The sequence below is a fragment of the Nonomuraea sp. NPDC003709 genome, from assembly GCF_040610775.1.
GTDB classification, from domain to species: domain Bacteria; phylum Actinomycetota; class Actinomycetes; order Streptosporangiales; family Streptosporangiaceae; genus Nonomuraea; species Nonomuraea angiospora_A.
In genome coordinates, this window is record NZ_JBEXMW010000020.1 from 137273 (window position 1) to 160242 (window position 22970).

At 69.7% G+C, this 22970-nt stretch carries 26 protein-coding genes; 13 read left to right on the forward strand and 13 right to left on the reverse strand.

Going from position 1 to position 22970, the window contains the following annotated elements:
• Positions 1 to 672 precede the first annotated feature (672 nt).
• Positions 673 to 1086, forward strand: coding sequence for a Fur family transcriptional regulator (locus tag ABZX61_RS45740; RefSeq protein WP_185070409.1), 414 nt, complete (start codon positions 673 to 675; stop codon positions 1084 to 1086).
• Positions 1087 to 1398: 312 nt separating this feature from the next.
• Entirely contained in the window at positions 1399 to 2337 is a 939-nt protein-coding gene (locus tag ABZX61_RS45745) for a folate-binding protein (protein WP_355204295.1), read from the forward strand.
• A 125-nt stretch (positions 2338 to 2462) separates the two neighbouring features.
• Here the strand turns inward: ABZX61_RS45745 and dtd are convergent, their stop codons facing one another.
• Complete coding sequence (gene dtd, locus ABZX61_RS45750) at positions 2463 to 2888, reverse strand: D-aminoacyl-tRNA deacylase (RefSeq protein ID WP_355204298.1); 426 nt, start codon at positions 2886 to 2888, stop codon at positions 2463 to 2465.
• Positions 2889 to 2948: 60 nt separating this feature from the next.
• Here dtd and ABZX61_RS45755 point away from each other — a divergent pair, with 60 nt between their 5' ends.
• Positions 2949 to 3857 (forward strand): asparaginase, encoded by a 909-nt coding sequence (locus ABZX61_RS45755; protein ID WP_355204301.1) that lies wholly within the window; start codon positions 2949 to 2951, stop codon positions 3855 to 3857.
• Positions 3858 to 3864: 7 nt separating this feature from the next.
• Here ABZX61_RS45755 and ABZX61_RS45760 read toward each other — a convergent pair whose 3' ends face one another.
• Together ABZX61_RS45760 and ABZX61_RS45765 are read right to left on the reverse strand one after the other, a co-directional pair.
• Positions 3865 to 5472: a DUF2207 domain-containing protein gene (locus ABZX61_RS45760; RefSeq protein ID WP_355204304.1), complete on the reverse strand. Its 1608-nt coding sequence runs from the start codon at positions 5470 to 5472 to the stop codon at positions 3865 to 3867.
• Positions 5473 to 5500: 28 nt separating this feature from the next.
• A complete protein-coding gene (locus ABZX61_RS45765; RefSeq protein WP_355204307.1) occupies positions 5501 to 6589 on the reverse strand; it encodes an FAD-dependent monooxygenase in 1089 nt (362 codons plus the stop codon).
• 109 nt (positions 6590 to 6698) lie between these two features.
• Here ABZX61_RS45765 and ABZX61_RS45770 point away from each other — a divergent pair, with 109 nt between their 5' ends.
• Positions 6699 to 7610: a GntR family transcriptional regulator gene (locus tag ABZX61_RS45770; RefSeq protein ID WP_355204310.1), complete on the forward strand. Its 912-nt coding sequence runs from the start codon at positions 6699 to 6701 to the stop codon at positions 7608 to 7610.
• Here the strand turns inward: ABZX61_RS45770 and ABZX61_RS45775 are convergent.
• The 6 genes from ABZX61_RS45775 to ABZX61_RS45800 form a co-directional block, all read right to left on the reverse strand.
• The gene (locus ABZX61_RS45775; protein ID WP_355204313.1) at positions 7607 to 8341 is read right to left on the reverse strand and encodes an alanyl-tRNA editing protein; all 735 of its coding nucleotides are present in this window, start codon (positions 8339 to 8341) and stop codon (positions 7607 to 7609) included. The genes ABZX61_RS45770 and ABZX61_RS45775 overlap by 4 nt on opposite strands.
• A gap of 25 nt (positions 8342 to 8366) precedes the next feature.
• Positions 8367 to 8735 carry a DUF2516 family protein gene (locus ABZX61_RS45780; protein ID WP_192789781.1) on the reverse strand — a complete coding sequence of 123 codons (369 nt, stop codon included), beginning with the start codon at positions 8733 to 8735 and terminating at the stop codon, positions 8367 to 8369.
• Positions 8736 to 8854: 119 nt separating this feature from the next.
• The gene (locus ABZX61_RS45785; protein ID WP_355204316.1) at positions 8855 to 9256 is read right to left on the reverse strand and encodes a hypothetical protein; all 402 of its coding nucleotides are present in this window, start codon (positions 9254 to 9256) and stop codon (positions 8855 to 8857) included.
• Positions 9257 to 9259: 3 nt separating this feature from the next.
• Positions 9260 to 9751: a helix-turn-helix transcriptional regulator gene (locus ABZX61_RS45790; RefSeq protein ID WP_350733238.1), complete on the reverse strand. Its 492-nt coding sequence runs from the start codon at positions 9749 to 9751 to the stop codon at positions 9260 to 9262.
• A gap of 63 nt (positions 9752 to 9814) precedes the next feature.
• The gene (locus tag ABZX61_RS45795) at positions 9815 to 10720 is read right to left on the reverse strand and encodes a M56 family metallopeptidase (protein WP_355204319.1); all 906 of its coding nucleotides are present in this window, start codon (positions 10718 to 10720) and stop codon (positions 9815 to 9817) included.
• The gene (locus ABZX61_RS45800; RefSeq protein WP_350733241.1) at positions 10717 to 11073 is read right to left on the reverse strand and encodes a BlaI/MecI/CopY family transcriptional regulator; all 357 of its coding nucleotides are present in this window, start codon (positions 11071 to 11073) and stop codon (positions 10717 to 10719) included. The genes ABZX61_RS45795 and ABZX61_RS45800 overlap by 4 nt, the downstream gene beginning before the upstream one ends.
• Positions 11074 to 11177: 104 nt before the next feature.
• Between ABZX61_RS45800 and ABZX61_RS45805 the strand changes: the two genes are divergently transcribed.
• From ABZX61_RS45805 to ABZX61_RS45815, 3 genes are read left to right on the forward strand one after another with little or no spacing between them, the layout of a single operon-like run.
• Positions 11178 to 11654: a DUF305 domain-containing protein gene (locus tag ABZX61_RS45805; protein ID WP_350733243.1), complete on the forward strand. Its 477-nt coding sequence runs from the start codon at positions 11178 to 11180 to the stop codon at positions 11652 to 11654.
• Between the two features lie 3 nt (positions 11655 to 11657).
• The gene (locus ABZX61_RS45810) at positions 11658 to 13430 is read left to right on the forward strand and encodes a cytochrome c oxidase assembly protein (protein WP_355204323.1); all 1773 of its coding nucleotides are present in this window, start codon (positions 11658 to 11660) and stop codon (positions 13428 to 13430) included.
• 16 nt (positions 13431 to 13446) lie between these two features.
• On the forward strand, positions 13447 to 13950 hold the full coding sequence (locus ABZX61_RS45815) for an O-acetyl-ADP-ribose deacetylase (RefSeq protein ID WP_350733246.1): 504 nt from the start codon (positions 13447 to 13449) through the stop codon (positions 13948 to 13950).
• On the opposite strand, the gene ABZX61_RS45820 is transcribed toward ABZX61_RS45815, so the two are convergent.
• Both ABZX61_RS45820 and ABZX61_RS45825 read right to left on the reverse strand, forming a co-directional pair.
• Positions 13923 to 14771 (reverse strand): class I SAM-dependent methyltransferase, encoded by an 849-nt coding sequence (locus tag ABZX61_RS45820; protein WP_355204326.1) that lies wholly within the window; start codon positions 14769 to 14771, stop codon positions 13923 to 13925. The two genes, ABZX61_RS45815 and ABZX61_RS45820, sit on opposite strands and share 28 nt — an antisense overlap.
• The gene (locus tag ABZX61_RS45825) at positions 14764 to 15507 is read right to left on the reverse strand and encodes an SDR family NAD(P)-dependent oxidoreductase (protein WP_350733249.1); all 744 of its coding nucleotides are present in this window, start codon (positions 15505 to 15507) and stop codon (positions 14764 to 14766) included. Before ABZX61_RS45825 ends, ABZX61_RS45820 begins: the two co-directional genes overlap by 8 nt.
• Before the next feature lie 161 nt (positions 15508 to 15668).
• Here ABZX61_RS45825 and mshA point away from each other — a divergent pair, with 161 nt between their 5' ends.
• The 4 genes from mshA to ABZX61_RS45845 all read left to right on the forward strand — a co-directional run bounded on the left by mshA (position 15669) and on the right by ABZX61_RS45845 (position 19508).
• Entirely contained in the window at positions 15669 to 16907 is a 1239-nt protein-coding gene (gene mshA / locus ABZX61_RS45830; protein ID WP_350733436.1) for a D-inositol-3-phosphate glycosyltransferase, read from the forward strand.
• 49 nt (positions 16908 to 16956) lie between these two features.
• Positions 16957 to 17436, forward strand: coding sequence for a YbjN domain-containing protein (locus ABZX61_RS45835; protein ID WP_355204330.1), 480 nt, complete (start codon positions 16957 to 16959; stop codon positions 17434 to 17436).
• Between the two features lie 23 nt (positions 17437 to 17459).
• Positions 17460 to 18203 carry a phosphoglyceromutase gene (locus ABZX61_RS45840; RefSeq protein ID WP_355204332.1) on the forward strand — a complete coding sequence of 248 codons (744 nt, stop codon included), beginning with the start codon at positions 17460 to 17462 and terminating at the stop codon, positions 18201 to 18203.
• 498 nt (positions 18204 to 18701) lie between these two features.
• Positions 18702 to 19508: a carbon-nitrogen hydrolase family protein gene (locus ABZX61_RS45845; protein WP_355204335.1), complete on the forward strand. Its 807-nt coding sequence runs from the start codon at positions 18702 to 18704 to the stop codon at positions 19506 to 19508.
• 189 nt (positions 19509 to 19697) lie between these two features.
• On the opposite strand, the gene ABZX61_RS45850 is transcribed toward ABZX61_RS45845, so the two are convergent.
• Positions 19698 to 19973: a hypothetical protein gene (locus ABZX61_RS45850; RefSeq protein ID WP_355204337.1), complete on the reverse strand. Its 276-nt coding sequence runs from the start codon at positions 19971 to 19973 to the stop codon at positions 19698 to 19700.
• Positions 19974 to 20306: 333 nt separating this feature from the next.
• Positions 20307 to 20951 (reverse strand): phosphate signaling complex protein PhoU, encoded by a 645-nt coding sequence (phoU, locus tag ABZX61_RS45855; RefSeq protein WP_355204340.1) that lies wholly within the window; start codon positions 20949 to 20951, stop codon positions 20307 to 20309.
• Positions 20952 to 21075: 124 nt separating this feature from the next.
• On the opposite strand from phoU, the gene ABZX61_RS45860 reads away from it, so the two are divergent.
• Both ABZX61_RS45860 and ABZX61_RS45865 read left to right on the forward strand, forming a co-directional pair.
• Positions 21076 to 22257 carry an ATP-binding protein gene (locus ABZX61_RS45860; protein ID WP_350733258.1) on the forward strand — a complete coding sequence of 394 codons (1182 nt, stop codon included), beginning with the start codon at positions 21076 to 21078 and terminating at the stop codon, positions 22255 to 22257.
• Positions 22254 to 22946 (forward strand): response regulator transcription factor, encoded by a 693-nt coding sequence (locus tag ABZX61_RS45865; protein WP_185070431.1) that lies wholly within the window; start codon positions 22254 to 22256, stop codon positions 22944 to 22946. The genes ABZX61_RS45860 and ABZX61_RS45865 overlap by 4 nt, the downstream gene beginning before the upstream one ends.
• Positions 22947 to 22970 lie beyond the last annotated feature (24 nt).

Sequence of the window (22970 nt, forward strand, 5' to 3'; positions counted from 1 at the left end):
AGGTCTCGGTGGTTGGGTGCGTAACCCGGTCGTGCCGAGGTCCCGGTGGCTGGGTGAGTAACCCCGGTGGCGCTCTGCGGCGGTCGAGGTCTCGGTGGTTGGGTGCGTAACCCGGTCGTGCCGAGGTCCCGGTGGCTGGGTGAGTAACCCCGGTGGCGCTCTGCGGCGGTCGAGGTCTCGGTGGTCGAGGGTGTAACTCGGCCGTGCGGAGGTCTCGGTGGCCGGGTGAGTGGCTCCGGTCGTGTCGAGGTCGCCTCGGTGGCCGGGTGAGTGGTCCCGGTCGTGCTCTTGGAGCCGGTGCCGGCCACGCCCCGAAGCGTCAGGCGGGGCTTTCACGAGTGGGGCGTCCGTCCGGCAAGGTGCGTGCAACGGCTCGGCTTCCCGACGTGGACATGAAGAAGGGCCCCAGGCGAACTCCACCTGCTCGGCAGGTGGGCCGGATGGACCAAAGACGGGATCATGGTCCCGCCCTCCGGCTGCCAGGGGCCCCGGTGGTTGCCTCGTATTCGCATACGTCACGAGACAACAGTCCGCAGCGTTAGCGGACAACCACCTCGCTAGCCCAACTATGATTCACCATTGCTTGGACCACCTCCTTTCCGCGTACCAAAGACGCTATGCGCTTCTGCGCGAAAGGGGCAAGTGAATATCGCCGGGCCGTACACTCAGGGCATGACGGAGACGCAGTGGCATGAGGAACTCCGCGCCAAGGGCTACCGGGTCACCCCGCAGCGCCAGCTCGTCCTTGAGGCGGTCAAGACGTTGGAGCACGCCACGCCCGAGGAGATCTGCGTCAAGGTCCGCGAGACCGCGCGTGGCGTGAACATCTCCACGGTCTACCGGACGCTGGAGCTGCTCGAAGAGCTCGGCATGGTGACCCACACGCATCTGGGCCACGGTGCGCCGACCTACCACCTGGCCGCTGAGGCCGATCACGTGCACCTGGTGTGCCGGGGGTGCGACGAGGTGTTCGAGGTACGGCCCGAGCTGGCGGACGGGCTGGTCAAGGGGCTGGACGAGGAGCTGGGGTTCGTCGCGGACGTGCACCATCTGACCGTCTTCGGACGGTGCCGCAACTGCCGGTAGCGGACGGGAGGACGGCCGCCCTCGGGCGTTGTCGTGACTGCCGGGAGCCGGGGCGGTGGTCGTTAACGGTCGTTGAGCGGCTGCCGCAGGTGGGTGAGTGGGGTGGTCGTTTGCCGCTATTTGGCGACTGCCGTGGATACGCGAGTGGCCGGGCCCGGGTCTCGGGCGGCTGCCTAAGGTACGTGTTTCCGGTTGTCGGGTGGCTGCCGTAAGTAAGTGAGTGGTCGCTTCCGGTTGTCGGGTGGCTGCCGTACGCGGGCGAGTGGGTGGGGGTTTTCGGGCGGTGGCGTGAGTGCCGATAACCTGGAGGGCATGCGTAGCCCTCTGCTCGATCTCCCCGGTGCCGTCGCGGCCGATGGGCCGGATTCCGACGTTGCCGCGCACTACGGCGATCTGTTCGCCGAGCAGCGTGCGCTGGCCAAGGGTGAGGCGGTCGTCGACCGCAGCAACCGTGAGGTGGTCCGCATCTCCGGCGTAGACCGGCTGAAATGGCTCAACGACCTCACCTCGCAGAAACTCGACACCCTGAAGCCAGGCGAGTGGACGCAGACGCTCGATCTCGACCTGCAGGGTCACGTGCTGCACCACCTGACGCTCGTCGACGACGGTGAGAGCATGCTGGCCCATGTCGAGCCGGGCACCGCGCAGAGCCTGATCGACTATCTCGACCGGATGCGGTTCATGCTGCGGGTCGAGGTGTCGCGGGCCGACGACCTGGCCGTGCTGTCCACGGCCACGGAGGACTTCCTGGTGCCGCGCGACGAGCTGCCCGACCACCTGGGCAAGCCGTTGGCGGGGTTGTGGGCGTACGAGGCGCTGCGGATCGAGGCGCACCGGCCACGGCTGGGGTTCGACACCGACCACAAGACGATTCCCCATGAGGTGGGCTGGATCGGTGCGGCCGTACACCTGACCAAGGGGTGCTACCGCGGCCAGGAGACGGTCGCCCGGGTGCACAATCTCGGGCACCCGCCGCGCCGCCTGGTGTTCCTGCACCTCGACGGCAGTGTCGACACGCTGCCGGCGCACGGTGATCCGGTGATCTTCGAGAGCCAGGAGATCGGTGTGGTCGGGTCGGCCGCCCGGCACCACGAGCTCGGGCCGATCGCGCTCGCGGTGGTCAAGCGGACGGTGCCGGTGGACGCGCCGCTGCTGGCCGGTGGGGTGGCGGCCGCGCAGGAGGTCATCGTGCCGCCGGACGCGGGACGCAACGTCTCCATCGACCCGGCCCTCCGCCGCCGCATCCGCTGAGGGCCCTCCCGGCGGCAGACGCCCGGGTGAGGCTCTTCTGGTGACAGGCGCCGAGGTGAGGGCTCTCCGGGTGGCAGGCGCCGAGGTGAGGGCTCTCCCGGGGGCAGGCGCCCGGGCGTGGGCGGTCAGAAGTCGAGGATGAGGGTGATCGGGCCGTCGTTGACGAGCGACACCTTCATGTCGGCGCCGAAGACGCCCGTCTCCACGTGCGCCCCCAGCCGGCGCAGCTCCTCCACCACGGCCTCCACCAGCGGCTCTGCGACCGGCCCGGGGGCGGCTGCCTGCCACGTCGGCCGCCGTCCCTTGCGGGCGTCCCCGTACAGGGTGAACTGGCTGATCACCAGAAGCGGCGCCGACACGTCCGAGCAGGACTTCTCGCCGTGCAGGATGCGCAGGCCCCAGAGCTTGGCGGCGAGTTTGGCGGCCTCGGCCCGCGTGTCCGTGTGGGTGACGCCCACCAGCACCAGCAGGCCGGGCTCGTCGATGGCCCCGACGGTCTGACCGTCGACCATCACCGACGCCGAACTCACTCTCTGCACCACTGCTCGCATGGCAACCCATTCTGGACCAGGAAGAAGGGTTCGTAGACTCATGCCGAAAGGGGAAGCGAAATGTCGATGATTGTGGAAGTTGTCCGGTCCGGGTTCGTGGAGTCCACGCATCAGGCTCGCATGCTGACGGTGGACGCGGGAGGACGCCCGGTCGAGGCGAAGGGCGCGGTGCATGTTCCCGCGTCGCCACGGTCGTCGATGAAGCCGCTCCAGGCGCTCGGCATGCTCCGTTCCGGGCTCGGGCTGGAGGATGAGCTGCTGGCGCTGGCCTGCGCCTCGCACTCGGGCGAGCCGTTCCACGTGGACGGCGTCAGGAAGATCCTCGCGGGCGCCGGGCTGGAGGAGTCGGCGCTGCTGTGCCCCGAGGACTACCCATATGACCGGAGTGCCACGGAATGCGGCCGCGTCTACATGAACTGCTCGGGCAAGCACGCCGCCATGCTGGCCACCTGCGTGCTGAACGACTGGCCCACCGAGTCCTACCTCGAGCCCAGGCACCCGCTCCAGCGGGCGATCCGCGAGACCGTGGAGGACCTGACGGGGGAGCGGGTGGCGGCTTCCGGGGTGGACGGGTGCGGGGCGCCGCTGTTCTTCGTGTCGATGCTCGGCGTGACGAAGGCGTTCAGGGCGTTCCCGATGTCGTCTCCCGACTCGTACGAGCGCAAGATCTTCGACGCGATGAGCACCTACCCCGAGTGGACCTCGGGCACCGACCGCCCCGAGGCCAAGCTGATGCGCGCGCTGCCCGGGCTCATGCTGAAGGCGGGGGCGGAGGCGTTCGACGCGTTCGCGTTCGAGGACGGGCGCGCGGGCACCGTCAAGATCGAGGACGGGTCCCAGCGCGCCCGCGTCCCGGCCACGGTCGCGGCCCTGCGCTCGCTGGGCCTGGACGCGCCGGAGCTGGCCGAGCTGGCCGCCCCGCCGGTGTTCGGCGGCGGCCGGCCGGTGGGTGAGCTCCGGTTCCGATAGAAGGACGTCAGAGGGTGCGGAACTGGCGGGCGGCGGAGATGGCGCCCGAGGTCGTCGTGGTGAACGTCCGCATCGACCCGGCGAACTTGGACAGGTCCCACTCCGCGGGCCCGTGGTACCAGTACAGGTTGTCGGACTGGTGGCCGTTCCCCGTGACCGAGGCCACCACCCGCGACCAGTGCTCCACCCCGTCGAAGATCACCGCATAGGGCAGGTAGCGGGAGAACAGCTCCACCCGGTGCTGCTCCGGCACCTCCCCCAGCTCGCCGGAGAACAGGTACTGCCGGAAGCCCATCGTGTGCGCCAAGGCCGCCGAGCCCTTGGCCGTCTTGGCCGGCATGTACTGCCCGCCGACGGCCAGCGCGCCGCCCGCGATGATGACGGCCAGACCCAGCAGCCCGTACGTGGTGAACCAGGCCAGCCCCGCCGTGGCCAGCACGCCGACCGCGATGAGCACCACGCCGATCGTCGTCCACCTGGTGCGCTCGGTGTCGGGCCGGCGGGCGAACCAGCCCTGCTTGACCACGTCGGCGTACAGGGCGTCGCGCACCTTGCCCAGGTGGGCCGCGAACGAGCCGGACAGCTGCGACAGCAGCACCGCGTCCCGCCCGTCGAAGATGGCGTCGTACAGGGCGCGCTCGTACGGCAGCAGCGCGTTGACCGGCGCGTTCGGCAGCCTGACCAGCATCCAGTCGGGCGCGTCGTACGTCTGGCGCGGCTGCTCGTCGATCCGCAGGTAGCCGCGGACCGCGAGGTCGACGATCGTCGCGGTCACGTCGACCACGTCGGCCTGTTCGTCCACCAAGGTGCCGATCTGGCCGGGCCGTACCCCGTCGGGCGGGGAGAAGTGGCCGTTCTGCACCGGATCGACCGGGCCCTGCGCGTGGCCGGCGGCCCTGGCGTCACGGCCGCGCGTCCAGTAGAGCAGGGCGACGCCGCCGAGCAGCAGCACCAGCAGGCCGGCCAGGGCGCCGCCGGTGACGATGTTCAGGGTGAACGCCGAGGCCAGCGAGAAGCGCCTCTCCAGGATGGGGACGCCGGAGCTGGACCCCTTGGGGTAGCCGACGACCACGGTCAGGGCCTGGCTGGGGGCGATGTTCTCCTGCTCGAAGTCGGCCTCGGTGGCCGAGTGGTCCATGGAGGCCGAGGTGCAGCCGATGGCCGAGGTCAGCTCGCCGGCGAAGCAGGACAGGTTCTGGACCTGCCCGGGGCCGTTCACCTTGACCGTCGCCTTGGCGACCTGCTGGCTCCAGCCGTTCACCGCGAACCAGCGCAGCTCCTCGACACCGCCCGAGGTGGTCACCGTCCCCTTGACGTCGTACTCGACCGTTCCGTCGCCCTTCACGGTGAGCACGTCGCCGGCGAGGGTGCCGCCCTTGACGTTCGAGATCTGGTAGACGCGGTCGTTGCCGTCGTCGTACCGCGTCCTGGTGATGAACGTCCGCTTGAGCTCACCCGACGCCCCGCTGATCTTCTCGACCACGTGCAGGGTGCCGTTCTTGCCGAGGGTCATCGTCACCTCGTCCGTGATCCCGGCGCTCGCCGCGTACGCGGGTACGGCGGTCAACGTCAGAGCGGTGGCTCCGAGGGCGGCCATCGTGAGTCTGATACCCATGGCGGCAAATCGTATCGGTTCGTGACTGTCAGTCCAGCGTGATGCTGGTTGCCGCCCGCTGAACGCTTTCCGGCGAGGCGCCCTGGCCGGGGTTCTCGTGGGCGAGCGCCTGGTTCTGCGCGACGTACGGGCGCATGCGCTCCTCGTACCGGTCGAAGGCCCCGATCGGGTCCCTGCCGAGCTCCTGCGCCAGCACGTACGCCCCCACCAGCGCCAGGCTGGTGCCCTGCCCCGACAGCGGCGAGGCGCAGTAGCCCGCGTCGCCGACCAGCGCGACCCGGCCCTTCGACCAGCGCTCCATCTTGACCTGGGCCATGGCGTCGAAGTAGAAGTCGTCGGCCTTCCACATGGCCTCCAGCAGCTTGGGCACCTCCCAGCGCAGCCCCGAGCAGCGCTCCTGGATCAGGCGCTTCTGCTGCTCGACGTCGCGGTGGTCGTAGTCGATCGGACCCGCGCCGAAGCCCAGGTTGACCCGTATCACGGTGGCGTCCCGGTCGCTGAAGACGGCGCCTCCCGTGTCGCCCTCGCGGAACCAGGTCTGCCAGTGGTCCAGGCCGAGGAAGTTGTCGGCGGTGAAGATGGAGACGTACATGCCGAGGTGGCTGAGGAACTGCGCCTCTGGGCCGAAGGTGAGCCTGCGCACGTTGGAGTGCAGGCCGTCGGCGCCGAACACGTAGTCGTAGCGCCCCCGGCCGCCGCTCTCGAACGTCACGTCCACGCCGTCGGCGTCCTGGTCGAGGGTGGCGATCGAGTCGCCGTACACGTACTCGGCGCCCGAGACCGAGGTGAAGATGGCGGTCAGGTCGTCGCGCATGATCTCGATGTCCGGGCTGTCGAACCGGCCGCCGCTGACCGTCTCCTCATAGCTGCGCATGAGCTCGTTGCCGTCGCCGTCCACCATGGACATGCCGCGCATGGTCGTCCGCAGAGCCTTGATCTGCTCGATGACGCCCATCTTCGCGACCACGTCCAGCGCGGCGCCCCTGATGTCGATGGCCTGACCGCCCTTGCGCGGGGCCGGGGCCCGCTCGACGAGCGTGGTCTCGTACCCGTGCCGCCGCAGCCAGTACGCCAGGACGGGGCCGCCGACGCTCGCGCCCGAGATGAGGACCTTCATGATCTGCTCCTTGTTCGCAGGTGTTGACGTTGTACGCTGAATGTACGAAGTACGGACAGCAGCTCGCAAGGGTAAGATGGCAGGATCTGTACTAGTACAGGAGGATGAGATGGCAGCCCCCTACGCCGAGATCGTCGCCGACATCAAGCGCCGCATAGCCGACGGCCGGCTCCGCCCAGGAGACCGCGTCCCGTCCACCAGACAGCTCGCCAGGGACCGGGGGGTCGCCCTGGCCACCGCCGCCAAGGCGCTCGCCCTCCTGGCCCAGGAGGGCGTCGTGGTCGCCGAGCCGCGCGTGGGGACGATCGTGGCGGAGCCGCGCGGGGGCAGGGCGGCGGCCCGGCGGCCGGATATTTCAGGAAACGAGATGACGCGGGAGCGCATCGTACGGGCCGCCGTCGAGATCGCCGACGCCGAGGGCCTGCCCGAGCTGACCATGCGCGGCGTCGCCGACCGGCTCGGCATGGCCACCATGTCCCTCTACCGCCACGTGGGCGGCAAGGACGACCTGGTCCTGCTGATGGTCGAAGCCGTCGTCGACGAGTTCCCGCTGCCGGGGGAGCCGCCGGACGGCTGGCGGGCCAGGCTGGAGGTGTCGGCGCGCCTCCAGTGGGTCGGCTACCGCGCGCACCCGTGGATGGCCGGCGTCACCTCGCTGACCAGGCCGCTGCCCTCGGCCAGCCTGCTCAGGCACACGGAGTGGGTCATGGCCGCGCTGGCGGGCACGAGGCTCGACGCCACGGCCAAGATGCACGTACACACCCTGCTCTACAGCTACGTGCAGGGCATCGCCGCCAACCTCGAGCTGGAGCGGCAGGCCCAGGCAGCCACGGGGCTCAGCGCCGACGAGTTCATGGCCGGGCAGGAGGAGCACCTGCGCTGGATCGCCGAGTCCGACGAATATCGCGCCTTCGCCGGGGTCGTGGCCGAGCTGAACGGCGACTTCGACCTCGACCTGGACCGGCTCTTCGAGTTCGGGCTCGGGCCGCTGCTCGACGGCCTCGCCAAGGTGATCGACTAGTCGGAGATCTGGATGCGCAGCCGGCGGAAGCCGCGGCCCTTGCTCTCGATCTTGGCCACCTTGATGTGGCCGATCTGCTTGGTTGAGGCCACGTGGGTGCCGCCGTCGGCCTGGGTGTCGAGGCCCACGATGTCGACGATCCGCACGTCCTGGACGGTCTCGGGGACCAGGTTGGTGGCCGTGCGGATGATGTCGGGGATGTCGAACGCCTCCTTGCGGGGCAGGACGCGTACGTCGATGCGCCGGTCGGCGGCGATCTCGGTGTTGCAGGCGTCCTCGACGGCCTCCTTGAACCCGGGGGGCACCTCGGGCAGGTTGAAGTCCATCCGCGCGCTGAGCTCGTCCATGTTGCCGCCGGTGACGAGGCAGCCGTAGTCCCTGAACACCACCCCGCACAGCACGTGGAGCCCCGAGTGCGTACGCATGAGGGCCGAGCGCCGCTCGTCGGCCACGGCCGCCTCGACCACGGTGCCCACCGGCGGGATCGGATCGCCCTCGGCCGGGATCAGCTGGAGATCGTCGCCCTTGCGCACCCCCACGACGCGCGTCTCGACGCCCTGCCAGATCAGCACTCCGTGATCCGCCGGCTGGCCGCCGCCGCCCGGATAGAACGCCGACCTGTCCAGCACGATCCCCTCGGGCGTCGCGTCCAGCACGACGGCCTCGAAGTCGCGGAGAACCTGGTCGGACAGTTCCAACCGCTGCGTGCGCCCGTGGAGGTCGTAGGTCATGTCGGCAGCCTAACGCCCGGGTCGATCACCAGGGGCCGTAGGGACCGTTGTTGCCCCGCCCGCCCATGCCCTTGACGGCCGGCTTGACGTCCACGATGTAGATCGTGGCGGCGATGGCCGCCACGATCGAGAAGAAGCCCAGCGCGCCCAGGCCGATGAAACCGGCGCCGCCGACGATGAGGAAGTCGATGAAGTAGCTCCAGGCGCCGCCCACCGAGAACAGCGTCGCCAGCGCCAGGATCAGCAACCAGATGTTCTTCTGCAGCTTGCCCGCCGAGACGAAAGCGCCGGTCGGCACCCGTAGCGCGTGCACGAGCGCGTACGCCGACATGCCGAAGATGACGGCGGCGAGCACCAGGAAGAGGAGATTGAGGACACTGTTGATCAAATTCATGTTGTTGGCTCCGCACAACGCCGCAATGAAATCGGCTTCAGCCTAATAGGCGACCCTGACAGACGGGCACCCCAAAGCGGAAAGCCCGCCTCCCTCGGGAGACGGGCTTTCGCGTCAGCTCAGGCCCTCGCCTTGGTGGTGCGGGGCTTCCTGGCCGGGGTGGCGGGCTTGGCGGCCTGCGCCACCTCTTCGAGCTCCAGCGCGGCGTCGCCGCTCGTCTTGCTGACGACCCGGCGGCCGCGCGTGGCGAAGTCCTCGTAGGCCTCGGTGGCCCTGCCGGCGAGCTGGTCGGCGTACCCGCGGGCCTTCTCCGGGAACTCCTTGGCGAAGCTCTCGGCCTTGCCGGCGTACACGCGGGCCATCTCCGGCAGGTCCTTGGTCAGCTCGGTGCGGCGCGACTGCAGCTTCTGCAGCTGGTCGGGCAGCTCGCGGAGCTTCTCGACCGCGAAGTCGCCGACACCCGCGACGGCGTAGAACGGCTTGGACTCCGTAAGCTTCTTGACCTCGGTTGCGAGCGTCATGGGTTAACCTTCCTTGGTTTCCTGGGTGACGTTGCCGTTGCCGGAGGTCGCCGTATAGGGCTCAAGAGCGGCGAGAAACTCCTCTGACAGCGGTTCGTCGTCCGATCCGGAGTCGTGCCGGGGGCGAGCATTCTGGGAGGTCTGCTCGTCTTCGGCGCGCTTCTCCTTACGGAACGACTCATAGATATCAATCAGCACCTGGCGTTGCCGTTCGCTGAGGTGCGTGTCGGCCCTGATCGCCGTGATGACGTCGCTCGGCGGCTCGCGGTCCTCGATGAGGCCCGCCTGCACGTAGAGCGCCTGCGAGGAGATGCGCAGACCTTTGGCGATCTGGTTGAGGATCTCCGCGCTCGGCTTGCGCAGCCCACGCTCGATCTGGCTCAGGTAGGGGTTGGAGACCCCTGCCGCCGCCGCGAGCTGGCGCAGCGAGATCTTCGCCTGCTGCCGTTGCTCGCGGATGTATTCACCGATCGAGTCGACCTTGGGTAGTGCCATGCCTCATAGTCTGCCCCGTAGTGCTTGCAATTGCAAACGGAACGGTTAACGCCAGCAAGCACGTCAGAGCTGGAAGACCCACAGGAGAGGCGCCGAGGTGACCAACGTCACAGAGAGTGCGATGTAGCCGTAGCGCACCGGGGCGGCCAGCTCGGGAGCCGGCTTGATCAGGCGGTCGACCCTGGCCATGACGTGCTTGGCGTGCACGCCGAGCATGCCCTGGGGGGTCGGCATGGCGCCCGCCGTACCGAACCTGAGCAACGCCGTCGCCAGCCTGCGCGGCGAGCAGTAGCGCCGGGCACGGTCGTCGGCGGCCATCTCGATGAGCAGCTCCACCTGCGCCTGCGCGTCGGCCACCACCTTCGACCAGGGCAGCGCCCTGCGCAGTGCGGCGAACGGCAGCAGCACCAGGTCGTGCCGCTCGCGCACGTGCGCGGCCTCGTGCGCGAGCACGGCGGCCATCTCGTCCTCCGACAGCAGCTTGAGCGCGCCCTCGCTCACCACGACCTGCGAACGCAGGCCTGGCACGCAGTAGGCGGCGGCGCCGGGGTGGGCGAGCACCCGCACCCCGGGCACGCCGGGGTCGTCGTGGGAGATCAGCGCGAGCAGCATGCGGTGCCTGCGGCGGGCGCGCAGCGCCTGCACCCCCGCGGTGAGCAACACCGCGATCAGCACGGTCAGGGCGGTGAGCCCCGCGATCAGGGCCAGCACGTGCAGCGGGTCCCACGCTTCCAGCGGCGCCTCCCCCCGCGCGAACGCGAACAGTCCGGGCAGCACCCCCTCGCCGTACGGCTGGACCGCGTAGGCGAGCATGGCGCCGGTGGTGGCCAGGCCCCAGGACACCCCCAGGGACTGCCAGACGATGATGGCCAGCCGAGGAGCGCGTGAGGTCCACCGGGCAGTCGTGAAACGCCAGGAGCCAACCGCGCACGCCGTGGCGAGCGCTGCCAGCGCCGCTGCCGTGATCACTCTTCCTCCAGCTCCGTAAGGGCTCTGCGCAGGATCTCCGCCTCCGAGCCCGACACGGCCTGGGCGAAGCGAGTCAGGGCGGCCGATCGGTCGCCCGTCATGTCCAAGGCTTCCAGCATAAGCTCGGCGATGTACGCGTCGCGGCTTTCGGCCGGTTGATATCTCCATGCGCGGCCGTCCCGGGTGCGCTGGAGGAAGCCCTTCCGGGTGAGGCGGTCGAGCACGGTCATCACCGTGGTGGGGGCAAGGTCGCGGTCGGCGATGAGCCTGCCGACCTCACGGGCGGTCAGCGCGCTGCTCTCCGCCCAGAGGATGTCCATGATGCTGCGCTCAAGCTCGCCAAGACCCTTCACGCCCTACAGGCTAGCTCTACAACCTGTCGAGCAGGCATTTGGGGCGTGTGAACCACGTCTCCGTGTCGTGCGTATCTCCGTGCATGCGTTGGAGTACAGCGGTTGTGGCCCTGCTCGGTCTGGTGCTGGCGGCCGGGTGCGCGGCCTCGGCGGACAGCACGTCGACGACACACGATCAGGCTGACGTGGTCTTCAGCCAGGAGATGATCACGCACCACCAGCAGACGATCCAGCTGGCCGAGGTGGCGGCCAAGAGCGGAAAGTCCCCGTACGTCCGTGACCTGAGCACGAAGCTCATCGCGGAGGAGAAGGCGGACATCGACATGATGTCGTCGTGGCTGCAGTCCTGGAAGGAGACGGTGCCGCCGGAGCCGACCGACCGGATGGGCGCGGACCTGAAGGCCGGCTCCGGCTTCGACAAGGAGTGGCTGTCGGCGTTGTCGGGCCATCTGGAGCACGGCGTGATGATGGCCGAGACCGTCAAGAAGTCGGGCAAGCACGGGCCCACGCTCGAGCTGGCCGACAAGATCATCAAGGCTCAGAAGGCGGAGCTGGCCGAGATCGCCAAGCAAGCGGGCTGACCCATGGCCAGGGCGTTCCCATCGGTCCCATCGGTCCCATCGGTCGCGGCAGGGAAGTCGGCCAGGATCTACGCCGGTGCGGCGGTGGCCGCCGGCGTGGTGGTGCTGGTCGTCGTCCTGCGGTTCGGCGGGGCCATCAAGCCGGAGCTTCCCGGGCTGCCCACCGCCGGGCCGTTCACCGAGTGGGGGCTGCCCCTGGCCCGGTTCTGCTTCGACGTGTGCGCGGTCGGCTGCGTCGGTACGCTCGTCGCCGCCCTCCTGGCTCCCGCCTCCTCGCCCGAGTCCCGGTCCTGCCGTCGCGCGGTCGGCTGGTGGGCGCTCGGCTGGGCCCTGGCGACCGGGCTGAGCTACGTGCTCACCCTGTCCAACCTCATCCCGCTGCCCGCCGGAGCCCTGCTCGCCTCGCCTGATCTGCTGGAGTTCGGCACCTCGATCCCGCAGACCCAGGCCCTGCTCGTGGTGCTGGCCGCCACCGTCGTCGTCGGGCTCACCTGGCGGCTGCCCTCGGCGGTCCGGCTGGCGGTCGCCGTGTTCGGGCTGCTGCCGCCCGCCTACGTCGGGCATGCGGCCTCCGCGGGCGACCACGACATCGCCGTCTCCGCCCTCATGTCGCACCTGGTGTCGGTCTCGGTCTGGGTCGGCGGCCTGGTGGCGGTGCTCCTCCACTTCCGCAGGTCCCCGGAGCTGCCGGCGGTGCTGCCCAGGTTCAGCGCGCTCGCGTTGTGCTGCTTCGCCGCCGTGGCCGTCTCGGGCGTGGCCAGCGCCTGGGTACGGCTCAGCGCCCCGTCCGATCTCTGGCAGAGCTCGTACGGGCAGCTCCTGCTGGCCAAGACCGCGGCCCTCGTGCTCCTGGGCCTGTTCGGCTGGACCCATCGCCGCCGCACGGTCGCGGGCATCGCTGACCGGTCCGTACGCCGGACCTTCGTCCGCCTGGCCACCGGCGAGGTGATCGTGATGGCGGCGGCCGTCGGACTGGCCATCGGCCTGTCCCGCACGCCGCCACCGCCCGGTGGCGGCGGCGGTCACGACCAGGCCGCCCTGGAGTACGGGCTCGCCCCCTTCACCCCGGGAGCGCTGATCACCGAGCTCCGCCTGGACCCGACCGTCCTGATCCTCCTGATGCTGCCCGCGATCGCCTACGCGGTCGGCGCGCGCAGGGCGGCCTCCTGGCCCGCCGGCCGCGCGATCGCCTGGTACGCGGGCCTGGCGCTGACGGCGCTGGTGCTGCTCGGCGGGGTCGGGAGCTACGCGCGGGCGATGTTGTCGGTCCACTCGGTCCAGCACACGGTGCTCACCGTCGTCGCCCCGCTCCTGCTCTGCCTGGGCGCCCCGTTCACCGTCGCCGGCCGGTACCGGTTCCTCGCGCATCCCGCCGTCTACTTCGGGGCGTTCGTCCTCCTCTACGGCACGCCCTGGCTGTCGTGGTCGCTGTCCGGCTACGCTCCTCACCTGCTCACCGAGCTCCTGTTCTTCGGCCTCGGGATGCTGGTGTTCGGCGTCCTGGCGGGGGCGGACCCGGAGACGTGGGGCGACCGGGCCCGCCTGCTGGCCGCCGTGACCCTGACCCACCTCGCCGTCGGGACGTACCTCCTGCTCGCGCCCCCGGTCGCGGCCGACTGGATCTCGCTCGTGGCCCCGTCCGGCGCGCCCGGCGTCCTCGCCGACCAGCGCCTGGCCGGAGCCGTGGCCATGCTCCTGCCGCTGCCCGGGCTCGTCCTGCTGGCCGTGCGCATGGCCGGCAAGGGGACCGCGGTGCTGGTGCGGGGCGGCCGTTGATGCCAGTCTCGGTGAGATGCGCATCACGTTGGTGAAAGGCGACATCACCGAGCAGCCGACGGACGCCGTCGTGAACGCCGCCAACTCCTCCCTCATGGGCGGCGGAGGCGTGGACGGCGCCATTCACCGCCGCGGCGGTCCGGAGATCCTCGAGGAGTGCCGGAAGCTGCGGGCCGGCCACTACGGCAAGGGGCTGGCCACCGGAAAGGCGGTCGCGACGACGGCCGGGCGCTTGCCCGCGAAGTGGGTGATCCACACGGTCGGGCCGGTGTACTCCATGTCGGTGGACCGTTCGGAGCTGCTGGCCTCCTGCTACCGGGAGTCGCTGCGGGTCGCCGACACGCTGGAGGCCAGGTCGGTGGCCTTCCCCGCGATCTCGACCGGGATCTACGGCTGGCCCATGGACGACGCCGCGCGGATCGCCCTGGACACGGTCCGGCAGGCGGACACGTCCGTGGAGGACGTTCGCTTCGTGCTGTTCGACAGCGCGGCCTACGCCGTGTTCGAGGCGCGCCTCTGATCGCGGGGATCCACCGCCGAGAACGGGAGGGTCAGCTCGCCGAGCCGCCACCGGGCCGGGCCGCCGAGCGGCGGCCGCCCGGCGATGGGCCAGGAGCCCGACAGCGCGCGCACGGAGGCCAGCCACCGCTGCCGCAGCCCATGGGCCCCGTACGGCGCGCTCACCGCCCACGCGTGGTCGAAGTCGCTCAGGAACGCATGAATCCGCTCGCCCGGCACATTCCGGTGAATGAGGGTCTTCGGCAGCCGGTCGGCCAGGTCAGAAGGCCGCTCGAAAGCATCGAAACGGGCCGAGAACGTGATCGTCTGGGGCCCTTCCGGAGAGAGCCCCACCCAGATCGCGCGCCGCCCGTTCTCGGACGAGGTCCCCTCGACCAGGACGCCGCCGGGGGCGAGCCGGCCTCTGAGCACGTCCCAGTAGTGCCACGCCTCGGACTCGCCGTACTGCCTGAGGACGTTGAAGGCCCGCACCAGCGTCGGCGGGCGTCCGACGGGCAGCTCGAAGCCGCCCAGCCGGAAGCTCAGGCCCTCCCGCTCGTACGGCTTGGCCACCGCCACCCTCGCCGGGTCGATCTCGATCCCGACCACCTCGACGCCGGGGGCCACCCGGCGCAGGCGGGTGAACAGCTCCAGCGTCGTGGTGTGCGACGCCCCGTACCCGAGATCCACCACGAGGGGGCGTTCGGCGGCCCGCAGCAGCCGGCCGTGCGCGGCGGCGATCCACCGGTCGGAGCGCCGCAGCCGGTTGTGCCCGGTCGTGCCCCTGGTGATGGCGCCGACCGGTCTGCCCCCCGCCTTGGCGGCCCCGGCCGGTCTAGCCACTGACGCGGTGCACCTTGTGCTGGGCGGCCTGGGCCCGCGGGCGGATGATCATGCGGTCGATGTTCACGTGGGCGGGGCGGGTCACGCACCAGGCGATCGCGTCGGCCACGTCGTCGGAGGTCAGCGGGCCGGGCACGCCCTCGTAGACGCGCGCCGCGGCCGCCTCGTCCCCGCGGAACCGGGTGACCGCGAACCCCTCGCTCTGCACCATGCCCGGCGCGATCTCCACGATCCGCACCGGCTGCCCGACCAGCTCCAGGCGGAGCGTCTCGACCATCGAGGTCTGCGCGTGCTTGGCCGCGACGTAGCCGCCGCCGCCCTCGTACGACACCAGGCCCGCCGTCGAGGTCACCATCACCAGCACGCCGTCGCCGGACTCGACGAGCTTGGGCACGAACGCCTGGGTCATGCGCAGGGAGCCGAGCACGTTCACGTCGTACATCTGCTGCCAGTCATCCAGGTGCCCCTCCGCGACCGATTCAAGGCCGAGGGCGCCACCGGCGTTGTTGATCAGCACGTCGCACCGTTCGAGCGAGTCCGCCAGCGCGTCGACCGACTCCTGGGAGGTCACATCCAACGTCACCGGCCTGATCGAGGGCACCTCCGCGGCGAGCTTGTCGAGCCGCTCGCGCCGCCGCGCGCCCGCCACCACCTCGAAACCCTCGGCGGCGAGCCGCCGCGCGGTCGCCTCGCCGATCCCACTGCTCGCCCCGGTCACCACAGCCGTTCTCCGCATGCTCCTCATCCTGCCAGCCCTCCCGGGCATGTTGACGACCGCCCTAAATACCCAGTTATGACCATGTGTCGGGAATGTCGCAAAAATCTGGACGGTTATAAGCCTTCTGGAGGTGGTGTCGAGTGAGGCGACGACGGGTCAGCCGGGTCGCGACCATCAGCATGCACACATCGCCCCTGGACCAGCCCGGAACGGGCGACGCCGGAGGCATGAACGTGTACATCGTGGAGTCCGCCAAGCGGCTGGCTCACCTCGGCGTGGAAGTGGAGATCTTCACCCGGGCCACCGCCCGCGACCTCCCGCCCGTGGCCGAACTCGCCCCAGGCGTCCTCGTCCGCCACCTCACCGCGGGACCGTACGAGGAGATGGAACGCAGCGAGCTGCCGAGCCAGCTCTGCGCGTTCCTGTCCGGGGTGCTGCGGACCGAGGCCATGTACGACCCGGGCCGCTACGACGTCATCCACTCCCACTACTGGCTCTCCGGCCAGGTCGGCTGGCTGGCCAAGGAGCGCTGGGGCGTGCCGCTCGTGCACACCATGCACACCATGGCCAAGGTCAAGAACCTCCTGCTCGCCCAGGGCGACAACCCGGAGCCCAAGGCCCGTGTGGTCGGCGAGGAGCAGGTCGTGCAGGTCGCCGACCGCCTCGTGGCCAACACCGTGGACGAGGCACGGGAGCTGATCGACCTGTACGGCGCCGTCGAGGAGCGCGTCGCCGTCGTGAACCCGGGCGTCAACCTCACCGTCTTCCAGCCCGCCTCGCAGGGCGCCGCCCGCCGGCGGCTCGGCCTGCCGCAGGACGCGCACGTCCTGCTCTTCGTGGGCCGCATCCAGCCGCTCAAGGCCCCGGACGTGCTGCTCCGCGCCGCCTCCAGGATGCTCATCGACGACCCGTCGCTGCGCGAGCGCCTGGTCGTGGTCTGCGTCGGCGGGCCCTCGGGCAACGGCCTGGCCAGGCCGTCCCTGCTCACCGAACTGGCCGCCGAACTCGGCATCTCGGACGTCGTCCGCCTCGTTCCTCCGGCTCCCCAGGAGGAACTGGCCGACTGGTACCGGGCGGCCTCGGTGACGGTCGTGCCCTCGTACAGCGAGTCGTTCGGCCTCGTCGCCCTAGAGTCCCAGGCCTGCGGCACCCCCGTGGCGGCCGCCGCCGTGGGCGGGCTGCGCACCGCCGTGCGGGACGGGGTGTCCGGCCTGCTCGTGGACGGCCACGACCCGGCGCAGTGGGCGCAGGCGCTGCGCCGCTTCGTCGTCTCGCCGCGCTGGCGCGACTCGATGTCGGCGGGAGCCCGCGCGCACGCGGCGGCGTTCGGCTGGCAGGCGACCGCGTCCCGCCTGGTGGAGGTGTACGCGGCCGCCATCGCAAACCTCCACAAAACACCCATCGCCCTGAACTTCTAGCCCTTTCCCAGCCCGACCTTTGTTCTGGCGGCCTTCTATCCTTGTCGGCATGCGCGATGTCGTCGAAGCCGCGCTCAAGGCCGCGGACGTCACCTACGACGAGCCGCGGCCGGGCGCGTTCCTGGTCAAACTGCCCGGGCAGCACAAGCTCGCCACCATGACGTGGTTGATCGTGGGGGAGCAGGCGCTGCACGTCGAGGCGTTCTTCTGCCGCCAGCCCGACGAGAACCACACCGAGTTCTACCGCTGGCTGCTCGGCAAGAACGGCGCGATGTACGGCGTGCACTTCTCGCTCGACCCCGTGGGGGACGTCTACCTGGTGGGCCGGGTGCCACTGGCCGCCGTCACGGAGGCGGAGGTGGACCGGCTGCTGGGGTGCGTGCTGACGTACTCGGACGACTGGTTCGACCGGGCGCTGGAGCTGGGGTTCGCCTCGTCGATCAGGCGCGAGTGGGAATGGCGGGCCAAGCGCGGGGAGTCGCTGGCCAACCTGCAGGCGTTCGCCCGATTCGCCGACCCGGACCGGTAATCCCTGACCATAGGATTGGCGATATGGCGACTTTGGTGCTGCTTAGGCACGGCGAGAGTGATTGGAACGCGAAGGGCCTGTTCACCGGCTGGGTGGACGTGAGCCTCTCGGCCAAGGGTGAGGACGAGGCCCGCCGCGGCGGCAAGCTCCTCCAGGACGCCGGACTGCGCCCGGACATCGTCCACACCAGCCTGCTGACCCGGGCCATCCAGACGGCCCAGCTGGCGCTGGCGGAGGCCGACCTGCTCTGGCTGCCGGTGAAGCGGAGCTGGCGCCTCAACGAGCGCCACTACGGCGCCCTCCAGGGCAAGAACAAGGCCCAGACGCGCGAGGAGTTCGGCGACGAGCAGTTCATGCTGTGGCGCCGCTCGTACGACGTGCCGCCGCCCCCGATCGCGGACGACGACGAGTTCTCCCAGGCCGGCGACCCCCGCTACGCCCTGCTTCCCCCGGAGCTGATGCCCCGTACGGAGTGCCTGAAGGACGTGGTCGACCGCATGCTCCCGTACTGGTACGACTCGATCGTCCCCGACCTGTCGGCCGGCCGCACGGTCCTGGTGGCCGCCCACGGCAACTCCCTGCGAGCCCTGGTCAAGCACCTGGACGGGGTCGGCGACGAGGAGATCGCGGGCCTCAACATCCCTACGGGGATTCCGCTGCTGTACGAGCTCGACTCCGACTTCCAGCCTCAGCGGCCGGGCGGCGAATACCTGGACCCGGACGCCGCCAAGGCCGCCATCGAGGCCGTCGCCAACCAGGGCCGCTAAAAGGCGACGTCTTCCACTCAGGGGCGCTTCGCGCTCGGGGTTCCAGACAGTGCTTCCCAGGGGGCTTTAGCCCCCTTCGACCCCTAAAGGCGCGGTCTTCGCAGGCGAGGCGCGCTTCGCGCGAAAGGGCTGTGTTGTGTGGGGGCACGCCCCCACACCCCCGGCGAGGGGACTCCCGTCCCCTCGCGCTCCCCGGGCCTCGGCCATCGTGCAACCAGTCATGGCAGGCTGTGTCACAGGCGAGGGTCGGAATCTCAGAGCCAGCCACGCGTGACCTGACGGCCGGAGATCAACGCCTCCAGCTAAGAATGCCGCCCATCGTCTGGTGAGCTTTGAGCGCATGCCGTGAAGCCCGGTACTGTGCGCCTCAAATGAAGTATGAGTGCTGACGTCGGGATGGCGTGTGCCGATCGAAACCTCGGCTGAGAAGGGTGCTCTGGCGTCCCGACCGGCAGGACCACGCGTGCAACTTCGCGAGCGCTTCGTCGGCGCCGCTGAATGAGAGTGGCAGCGCTCCAGGCGGAGCTCGCGGGATCGGCGGCCGGTGACCTCCCACGGGTGATCGAACAGTGCGAACGAGCCGGGGTGGAGCTGCTCGTCCTGCCAGAGTGCTATTTCGGCAGTATGCCGCCGGACAAACCGGCCGCCGAGGCCGTCGCGATGTCACCCCCATACGCGAACCTGATCTCGGCCCTGCGGGATTGCCCGCCCACGATGACCGTCGTCGCAGGCTTCACCGAGCGTTCAGCCGACGGGCGATTGCACAGCTCAGCGGCGGTCGTCCGCGCCGGGCGGCTGGCCGGAGAGGTCACCCGCAAGCTCTTCCCCCGCGAACCCGCCTTCAGCCCGGGCGAGGACCTGCCCCTGTATCGCCAGGACGACTACGCCTTCGGCGTCGTGATCTGCAACGACGCCAACTTCGTCGAGCCGTCCCGCCTCCTGGCCCTGGCCGGGGCGCGCGTCCTGGCGTGCCCGCTCAACAACGACCTGCCCGTGGACGTCACGCGCGGGTGGGCGGTCAGGACTCGGTCCACGCTCGTCGCCCGGGCGGTGGAGAACGACTGCTGGGTGATCGCGGCCGATGTCGCCGGCACGGCGGGTGGGCGTGCGGGAGGAGGGGCGACCCGGATCATCGCCCCGGACGGCCGGGTAGCCGCCGCAGCGCGAGCGGAGGAGCCAGGCCTGGTCATAGCGGACATCGAGGTACCGGGCCGCTCATTCCTGGAGCGCTGGAACGTGGCGCAGAATCCGGCGGTCCTCAGGAAATGGCTCCACCAGGTGTCCGGACAACGCAGGGGAACTTGACCGGACGGCTCAGATCTCGCTATTGACAGGCATTGCCTGCCTTGTCGAAGCCCCCACTGCGTCTTCCGCTTTGTGGGCTCAAGGCGGGGGCGGGGCTTTGCTGTGCCGCAAGATCGCTGCATCCCTCGCCCGAGGCTGCGCTCGGGACTCGCCTCGCCGCTTTTGACCTTGGTCTCGGGGCACGAGAGCTCAATTGCTGCTCGACGGCCAGCTTCCCCAGGGGCGACCCGACCCGCTCTCCTCGCTGTACTGCTTCGCCTTGGTCACACAATCAGGGCAGATGGGCTCGTCGACAGACCTGGCCACGGCTTCCGGTTTGGCCGGCCGAAGAGAGCCGAGGACCGTGATCCCTGGCGGCATGTGGGTCTCGGGATCGATCAGGAAAGTCACGACTTCTTTCGGGTCGAAGCTGAAGGTGCGCTTGCACGCATAGCACCGACCGGTCGTCTCGCGATGTTCGCTCATGCCTGCCAACCCCTTCCTGCCAGCACGCTACCTGTTGCGGTGAAGGGTCACGCAAGGACGGACTCGGCCCTGTCGACTCTGTGAACTGAGACCAGGCGGAATGCTCCAAGCCAACATCGATACCGAGAGGGCCCAGGCAAGGGGAGCGCGAGGGGACGGGAGTCCCCTCGCCGGGGGTGTGGGGGCGTGCCCCCACACAACACAGCCCTTTCGCGCGAAGCGCGCCTCGCCTGCGAAGACCGCGCCTTTAGGGGTCGAAGGGGGCTAAAGCCCCCTGGGAAGCACTGTCTGGAACCCCGAGCGCGCAGCGCCCCTGAGTGGAAGGCCTTGCTGTTAGCTGGGCCGCGCCCCCGTGACCAGGTAGACGACATCCGCCGCCACCCGCACCGCGTGGTCCGCGTACCGCTCGTAGTAGCGCCCGATCAACGTGATGTCGATCGCCGGCTCCACCCCGTGCTCCCAGTCCTTGGACAGGATGTGGCGGAACAGCCGCCGGTGCAGCCGGTCCATCGCGTCGTCGTCCTGCTCCAGCTCCAGCGCCGAGTCCACGTCCCGTGAGGCGATGCAGCTGCCGGTCTTGGTGACGAGGTTCTCCGCGATCTGGCCCATCTCCACGATGGTCGAGCGCACCTCGGCCGGGATCGCCGACTCGGGGTGGCGCAGGCGGGCGACCTTGGCGACGTGGACGGCGAGGTCGCCCATGCGCTCCAGGTCGGTGCCCATGCGCAGCGCCGTGATGACCATTCGCAGGTCCACGGCCACCGGCTGCTGCCGGGCCATCAGGTCGAAGATCGAGGCCTCGACCTCGGCGAACGTCGCGTTCACTTCCTCGTCCCGGGAAATGACACTCTCGGCGAGCTGAAGGTCGGCGTCGAGGAGCGCCGTGGTGGCACGGGAAATGGCCGAGCGGACAAGCCTGGTCATCTCAACCAGCTTGTCGGTCAGCGAATCAAGTTCTTCGTGGTACGCGTCGCGCATGTGGTCACCGTACGTGCCCCTCGATGAACGAACCCCTACCGTCAGATGAACTTTCCAGGAAAGGGGCCTTCCATCCCTGATGAGAGGGTCTGCGCCTGGGAGAAGGCCACCTACCATCGAAGACATGAGTGAGATGGCCATGAGCTTCGCGGCCCTGGCCGGGTTCGTCGTGGGCGCCCTGGCGGTCCTGTTCTACCGAAACCAGATCGAGGCTCCGAAACGCGTTGCCATGGAGGATGGCACACAGGCCGGGAGCGCGCTGCCGCAGGGCGTCGCGTCCGTGCTGGCCGTGCTTCCTTCCTCCGCCGTGGTGCTCGACGCGCATGACAAGGTGCTGCGCGCCAGCTCGGCCGCGCGGGCGTTCGGGCTGGTCAAGGGTGATCGGCTGATGGCCGCCGAGTTGCTGGCGCTGGCCCGGCAGGTACGCCGTGACGGCGAGATCCGCGAGAGCGAGATCGACGTGGCGGGGCACAAGTTCGGCCAGGAGACCACGAACTTCGCGGTACGCGTGGCTCCGCTCGGCTCGCACGGCCAGGTCCTGGTGCTCGCGGAGGACCAGACCGAGCGCCGCAGGGTCGAGGCCGTACGCCGTGACTTCGTCGCGAACGTCAGCCACGAGCTGAAGACCCCGGTGGGCGCCATGAGCCTGCTGGCGGAGACCATTCAGGACGCCGCCGACGACCCCGAGGCGGTCAGCCGCTTCGCCGGGCGCATGCAGCACGAGGCCGCCCGGCTCAACTACCTCATCCAAGACCTGATCACACTCAGCAGGATCCAGGGCGCCGAGCCCATCCCCACCCCCGGACAGGTCTCGATCGACGAGTCCATCCACGACGCCATCGACCACTGCAACACCAAGGCCGTCGCCAAGGACATCACCCTGGTCTCCGGCGGCACCGAGGGCCTGCGCATCTGGGGTGACGACGAACTGCTCGTGACAGCGTTGCGCAATCTGATCGACAACGCCGTCGCGTACAGTCCGGAGCACACCCGGGTCGTGGTCAGCGTGCGGCCCGCCGGTGACTCGGTGGAGATCAGCGTCAGCGACCAGGGCATCGGCATCCCGGAGGAGGCGCTCGAACGCATCTTCGAGCGGTTCTTCCGCGTCGACGCGGCCAGGTCGCGGGCGACCGGTGGCACCGGGCTCGGCCTGGCCATCGTCAAACACGTCGCCGCCGCACACGCCGGCGAAGTGTCCGTTTGGAGCAAGGAAGGGTCCGGCTCCACCTTCACGCTCCGCCTGCCCGCCTTCGGCGGCACGGCGGTGGCAGTACCACCCTCGATTCCCCTGGAGACAGCCCAATGACTCGCGTACTTGTCGTCGAAGATGAGGAGTCCTTCTCCGACGCCCTGTCCTACATGCTCCGTAAAGAGGGTTTCGAGGTGTCGGTCGCGGCGACCGGGCCCGAGGCTCTCGACACGTTCGACCGCAACGGAGCAGATCTGGTGCTGCTCGACCTGATGCTTCCGGGTCTGCCCGGTACGGAGGTGTGCCGCTCCCTCAGGCAGCGCTCCAAGGTGCCGGTGATCATGCTGACGGCCAAGGACAGCGAGATCGACAAGGTCGTGGGCCTCGAACTGGGCGCCGACGACTACGTCACCAAGCCGTTCTCGTCGCGCGAGCTGGTGGCCCGCATCCGCGCGGTCCTGCGCCGCCAGGGCGACGTGACGGAGGAGTTGGAGACCGCGGTGCTGGCCGTCGGTCCCGTGCGCATGGACGTCGATCGCCACGTCGTCGCCGTGCGCGGTGAGCAGGTGCAGCTGCCGCTGAAGGAGTTCGAGCTGCTGGAGGTGCTGCTGCGCAACGCGGGGCGTGTACTGACCCGTGGCCAGCTCATCGACCGCGTGTGGGGCGCCGATTACGTCGGTGACACCAAGACCCTCGACGTCCATGTCAAGCGCCTGCGCGCCAAGATCGAGTCGGACCCGTCCAACCCGCGCTGCATCCTCACCGTGCGCGGCCTGGGCTACAAGTTCGACGCCACCGAAGAGTAGAAAACCCTTGTTCCGGTACGAGTC

Excerpts from the sequence above, each read along its gene's own strand:
- ABZX61_RS45740 (WP_185070409.1), top strand. The coding sequence starts at position 673 with ATGACGGAGACGCAGTGGCATGAGGAACTCCGCGCCAAGGGCTACCGG.
- ABZX61_RS45745 (WP_355204295.1), top strand. The coding sequence starts at position 1,399 with ATGCGTAGCCCTCTGCTCGATCTCCCCGGTGCCGTCGCGGCCGATGGG.
- dtd (WP_355204298.1), bottom strand. The coding sequence starts at position 2,888 with ATGCGAGCAGTGGTGCAGAGAGTGAGTTCGGCGTCGGTGATGGTCGAC.
- ABZX61_RS45755 (WP_355204301.1), top strand. The coding sequence starts at position 2,949 with ATGTCGATGATTGTGGAAGTTGTCCGGTCCGGGTTCGTGGAGTCCACG.
- ABZX61_RS45760 (WP_355204304.1), bottom strand. The coding sequence starts at position 5,472 with ATGGGTATCAGACTCACGATGGCCGCCCTCGGAGCCACCGCTCTGACG.
- ABZX61_RS45765 (WP_355204307.1), bottom strand. The coding sequence starts at position 6,589 with ATGAAGGTCCTCATCTCGGGCGCGAGCGTCGGCGGCCCCGTCCTGGCG.
- ABZX61_RS45770 (WP_355204310.1), top strand. The coding sequence starts at position 6,699 with ATGGCAGCCCCCTACGCCGAGATCGTCGCCGACATCAAGCGCCGCATA.
- ABZX61_RS45775 (WP_355204313.1), bottom strand. The coding sequence starts at position 8,341 with ATGACCTACGACCTCCACGGGCGCACGCAGCGGTTGGAACTGTCCGAC.
- ABZX61_RS45780 (WP_192789781.1), bottom strand. The coding sequence starts at position 8,735 with ATGAATTTGATCAACAGTGTCCTCAATCTCCTCTTCCTGGTGCTCGCC.
- ABZX61_RS45785 (WP_355204316.1), bottom strand. The coding sequence starts at position 9,256 with ATGACGCTCGCAACCGAGGTCAAGAAGCTTACGGAGTCCAAGCCGTTC.
- ABZX61_RS45790 (WP_350733238.1), bottom strand. The coding sequence starts at position 9,751 with ATGGCACTACCCAAGGTCGACTCGATCGGTGAATACATCCGCGAGCAA.
- ABZX61_RS45810 (WP_355204323.1), top strand. The coding sequence starts at position 11,658 with ATGGCCAGGGCGTTCCCATCGGTCCCATCGGTCCCATCGGTCGCGGCA.
- ABZX61_RS45815 (WP_350733246.1), top strand. The coding sequence starts at position 13,447 with ATGCGCATCACGTTGGTGAAAGGCGACATCACCGAGCAGCCGACGGAC.
- ABZX61_RS45825 (WP_350733249.1), bottom strand. The coding sequence starts at position 15,507 with ATGCGGAGAACGGCTGTGGTGACCGGGGCGAGCAGTGGGATCGGCGAG.
- mshA (WP_350733436.1), top strand. The coding sequence starts at position 15,669 with ATGCACACATCGCCCCTGGACCAGCCCGGAACGGGCGACGCCGGAGGC.
- ABZX61_RS45835 (WP_355204330.1), top strand. The coding sequence starts at position 16,957 with ATGCGCGATGTCGTCGAAGCCGCGCTCAAGGCCGCGGACGTCACCTAC.
- ABZX61_RS45840 (WP_355204332.1), top strand. The coding sequence starts at position 17,460 with ATGGCGACTTTGGTGCTGCTTAGGCACGGCGAGAGTGATTGGAACGCG.
- ABZX61_RS45845 (WP_355204335.1), top strand. The coding sequence starts at position 18,702 with ATGAGAGTGGCAGCGCTCCAGGCGGAGCTCGCGGGATCGGCGGCCGGT.
- ABZX61_RS45850 (WP_355204337.1), bottom strand. The coding sequence starts at position 19,973 with ATGAGCGAACATCGCGAGACGACCGGTCGGTGCTATGCGTGCAAGCGC.
- phoU (WP_355204340.1), bottom strand. The coding sequence starts at position 20,951 with ATGCGCGACGCGTACCACGAAGAACTTGATTCGCTGACCGACAAGCTG.
- ABZX61_RS45860 (WP_350733258.1), top strand. The coding sequence starts at position 21,076 with ATGAGTGAGATGGCCATGAGCTTCGCGGCCCTGGCCGGGTTCGTCGTG.
- ABZX61_RS45865 (WP_185070431.1), top strand. The coding sequence starts at position 22,254 with ATGACTCGCGTACTTGTCGTCGAAGATGAGGAGTCCTTCTCCGACGCC.